This window comes from Micromonospora sp. NPDC049799, from assembly GCF_040656655.1.
Lineage (GTDB): Bacteria > Actinomycetota > Actinomycetes > Mycobacteriales > Micromonosporaceae > Micromonospora.
In genome coordinates this window covers 1-3,230 of sequence record NZ_JBFAMU010000540.1, presented here as the reverse complement: position 1 = coordinate 3,230, position 3,230 = coordinate 1, and the positions used below count along the sequence as shown (strand labels likewise).

At 73.1% G+C, this 3,230-nt stretch carries 4 protein-coding genes; 2 read left to right on the top strand and 2 right to left on the bottom strand.

What is annotated here, in order from left to right; genetic code table 11:
* Positions 1-157: 157 nt before the first annotated feature.
* Together AB0I76_RS25960 and AB0I76_RS25955 are read left to right on the top strand one after the other, a co-directional pair.
* Positions 158-607, top strand: coding sequence for a GNAT family N-acetyltransferase (locus AB0I76_RS25960; RefSeq protein WP_357040555.1), 450 nt, complete (start codon positions 158-160; stop codon positions 605-607).
* A gap of 168 nt (positions 608-775) precedes the next feature.
* Positions 776-1,825 carry a lytic polysaccharide monooxygenase gene (locus AB0I76_RS25955; RefSeq protein WP_357040558.1) on the top strand — a complete coding sequence of 350 codons (1,050 nt, stop codon included), beginning with the start codon at positions 776-778 and terminating at the stop codon, positions 1,823-1,825.
* Between the two features lie 81 nt (positions 1,826-1,906).
* Here AB0I76_RS25955 and hemQ read toward each other — a convergent pair whose 3' ends face one another.
* Together hemQ and AB0I76_RS25945 are read right to left on the bottom strand one after the other, a co-directional pair.
* A complete protein-coding gene (hemQ, locus tag AB0I76_RS25950; RefSeq protein ID WP_357040552.1) occupies positions 1,907-2,608 on the bottom strand; it encodes a hydrogen peroxide-dependent heme synthase in 702 nt (233 codons plus the stop codon).
* Positions 2,605-3,230 (bottom strand): FAD-dependent oxidoreductase (locus AB0I76_RS25945; protein ID WP_357040550.1); only part of this gene is annotated, 626 nt, incomplete at its 5' end. The genes AB0I76_RS25945 and hemQ, both read right to left, overlap by 4 nt.

Genomic DNA, 3,230 nt, shown 5'->3' with positions numbered 1-3,230 from the left:
ACGCTCGGCGGTGACGGCTCGACGTACTCGGACCACATGAAGGACGCGCGGTTCACCATCCCCAACGCCGCCCTCCTAGCCGCCGAGCCGGTCGACGTCGGCTGAGCGGGCCCCGGTGGGCGACCGCGGCCGGCGGGGCGGGCCCTACCATCGCAGGGTGCCGCAGATGCCCGAGATCCGATCCGCCTCCTTCGCCGACCTGGACGCCCGCACCTTCCACGACCTGCTCCGGCTGCGCATCGACGTGTTCGTCGTGGAGCAGGCGTGCCCGTACCCGGAGCTGGACGGGCGGGACGTCGAGCCGGGCACCCGGCACCTGTGGCTGGTCGGCGACGACGGGCCGCTGGCCTACCTGCGGATCCTCGCCGACCCCGTCGGCCTGGCCCGGATCGGCCGGGTGGTGGTGGCGCCGACAGCGCGCGGCGGCGGCCACGCCGGGCGGCTGATGGCCGCGGCCCTGGACGAGGTCGGCGACCGGCCGTGCGTGCTGGAGGCGCAGTCGCACCTGGTCGCCTTCTACGCCCGGCACGGGTTCACGGTCAGCGGCCCGGAGTACGTCGAGGACGGCATCCCGCACACCCCCATGCGACGGGACGCATTGACGTAGGACGATCGCTGTGGGAGTCTGCCGGCGGAGCCAGCACGAGAGCCACGCCGCCGGCCCGGGAGGGGGCAACTCCCGGCACGTCCGGGCGTCGTCGTCCGACCTCTCTCCCGGAGGGCTCACGTGTCCCCTCAGCTCCGATCACCCCGCCTCCTGTGGCCGCTCGCCGTCGTGGCGGCCGCCATCCTCCTGTTGACCACCGCGCTGGCCAACCCCGTCTCCGCGCACGGGTCCGTGGTCGACCCGGCCTCGCGAAACTACGGCTGCTGGCAGCGCTGGGGCAGCGACTTCCAGAATCCCCGGATGGCCACCGAGGACCCGATGTGCTGGCAGGCCTGGCAGGCCAACCCGAACACGATGTGGAACTGGAACGGCCTGTTCCGGGAGGGCGTCGCCGGCAATCACCAGGGCGCCATCCCTGACGGCCAGCTGTGCAGCGGCGGCCGGACCGAGGGCGGGCGGTACAACTCCCTCGACGCGGTCGGCGCGTGGAAGACCACCCCGGTCGCCAACAGCTTCCGGGTCCGGCTCTTCGACGGCGCCAGCCACGGCGCCGACTACATCCGGGTGTACGCGACCAGGCAGGGCTTCGACGCCCTCACCGAGCCGCTGGGCTGGGACGACCTGGAGCTGGTCGGCCAGATCGGCAACACCCCGGCATCGCAGTGGAAGCCGGAGACCAACGGCGTCTCCATCGAGATCCCGGCGAACGCGCCGGGTCGCACCGGCCGGCACGTCGTCTACACGATCTGGCAGGCCAGCCACCTGGACCAGTCGTACTACCTGTGCAGCGACGTGGACTTCGGCGGTGGGTCGACCACCCCGCCGACCACTCCCCCGCCCACGACGCCGCCGCCGACCACCCCGCCGCCGACCACTCCTCCGCCCACGACTCCCCCGCCGACCACGCCGCCGCCGGCCGGTGCGTGCACGGCCACCTACCGGGTGACCGGCCAGTGGGCCGGTGGCTTCCAGGGTGAGGTCACGGTGACCGCCGGAGGCGGGGCCGTCACGAACTGGTCGGTGACGTGGACCCTCGCCGGTGGGCAACAGGTCACCTCGGCCTGGAACGCCGCCGTCAGCACCAGCGGCACGACGGTCACCGCCCGCAACATGTCGTACAACGGCGCGCTCGGGGCCGGGGCGAGCACCACGTTCGGGTTCCTCGGCTCGTGGAGCGGCACCAACCCCGTACCGACGCTGACCTGCACCGCCACCTGAGACCCGGCCGGGGTCGCGCCACCTACTCCCTCCGGCGCGACCCCGGCCGGCCCGACGGTCGATCGGTGCCGGGTACGCGCCTTACACCAGGCCGTTGACGATGTCGGCGACCGAGCGGCGGCGGCCGGTGTAGAACGGGATCTCCTCGCGCACGTGCCGGCGGGCGCCGGAGGCCCGCAGGTCGCGCATCAGGTCGACGATCCGGTGCAGCTCGTCGGCCTCGAAGGCGAGCATCCACTCGTAGTCCCCGAGCGCGAACGAGGCCACCGTGTTGGCCCGCACGTCCGGGTAGCCACGGGCCATCTGGCCGTGCTCCTTCAGCAGTTCCCGGCGCTCGGCGTCGGGCAGCAGGTACCACTCGTAGGAGCGGACGAACGGGTACACGCACAGGTACGGGCGGGCCTCCTCACCGGCGAGGAACGCCGGGATGTGGCTCTTGTTGAACTCGGCCGGCCGGTGCAGCGCCATCTGCGACCAGACCGGGGTGAGCGACCGGCCCAGGGTGGTGCGGCGGAAGCGCAGGTACGCGTCCTGCAGGGCGTCGCTGGACGCCGAGTGCCACCAGATCAGCACGTCCGCGTCGGCGCGCAGCCCGGAGACGTCGTACGTGCCCCGGACCACGACGTCCTTGCCAGCGAGTTCCTCGAAGAGGGCCTCGACCTCGCCGGTGACGTTCTCGCGCAGCGACGGGAGCGGGCTGCTGGCCCGGTACACCGACCACATGGTGTAGCGGATGCTGGCGTTGAGCTCCCGAAGCCGGGCCGCGTTGGTCTGCTCGGTCATGACCCCGATCCTCCCAGTGCAGTGATGATCTCTTCGGCCGCGGTGCCGCCGGAGCGGACGCAGACCGGGATGCCGACCCCGTCGTAGCCGGCGCCGGCCAGCGCCAGGGTCGGGTGACTGGACCGCAGGGCGGCGCGCGCGGCGGCCACCCGGTCGGCGTGCCCCGGGGCGTACTGCGGCAGGGACCCGCCCCACCGCTGCACGTGCCCCGCCACCGGCGCCGGCAGCGCTGTGCCGAGCACCGCCGACAGTTCGCGATGCACGGTGGCGGCCAGGTCGGCGTCGGGGCGCTGGAGCTGCTCCTCCTCGCCGTACCGGCCGACGGACGCGCGGACCAGGGCCAGCCCGTCCGGGCGGCGCAGGTGCCCCCACTTGGTGGTGAAGAACGTGGACGCCTTGATCAGCAGCCCCTCGGTGGACGGCACCAGGAAGCCGGACAGCTCCGGCAGGGCCGGCTCCGGCAGCGCGAGGGTGACCAGCGCGACGCTCGCGTAGTCCAGCCCACCGATGCCCGCCGCCGTCTCGTCGGTCAGCTCGTACTCCTCCTCGATCTTGTGGAAGATCGGGTGCAGCTTCTTCGGCACCAGCGTCTCCACGTACCGGCGGGCGATGCCCAGGTCGG

Coding starts and splice junctions, on each gene's coding strand:
- hemQ (WP_357040552.1), bottom strand. CDS start 2,608: ATGACCGAGCAGACCAACGCGGCCCGGCTTCGGGAGCTCAACGCCAGC.